Source organism: Halobellus sp. Atlit-38R (assembly GCF_003665925.1).
GTDB classification, from domain to species: domain Archaea; phylum Halobacteriota; class Halobacteria; order Halobacteriales; family Haloferacaceae; genus Haloquadratum; species Haloquadratum inordinatus.
This window is the reverse complement of record NZ_QXIJ01000329.1, coordinates 1-457: the sequence shown is the minus strand read 5'-3', so window position 1 is coordinate 457 and position 457 is coordinate 1. Positions and strand designations below refer to the sequence as shown.

1 pseudogene is annotated in these 457 nt (G+C 64.8%); it reads right to left on the bottom strand.

What is annotated here, in order from left to right:
* Positions 1-348 (bottom strand): annotated as a pseudogene (locus tag D3D02_RS19665) (hypothetical protein); the annotation flags it as partial.
* Positions 349-457 lie beyond the last annotated feature (109 nt).

Here is a 457-nt window from a genome sequence, read left to right as displayed (position 1 = left end):
GGCAAGCAAGATGGCGTTCTGGGAGGGTGCGTCGAGCAGCTGAACGAGGAAGAACACTTTCCCGCCGATCTCCCGGTGGAACACGTCGTAGCGCTCGAAGCCGCCCGCTTCGAACGCCTCTCGGAACGCCGACTCGTAGTTGCCGGGAATCACGTGAACGAAGCCGAACCGCCCCTCTTCGCCGACGTCGGGGACTTCGGGCGCGGCGTGGCCGCCCGGAATCGCGACGGTCTCCCACCCCTCTGCTTGGAGGTCCGATGCGATCGACTCCATCTCTTGGAGCGTTCGGCGCCACGCGTCCTTCCGCGCCTCGACGCTCGCCGGAGTATCCTCAGTCGGCTCAGGCATGATCCGAGCTATGGAGATGTCACCTAAATACCTCCCGACGACATCAGACGCCGAGCACCGCCTCCAGTCCGAACGACACGAAGAGGATCGCCAGCCCCGAGAGGAACCG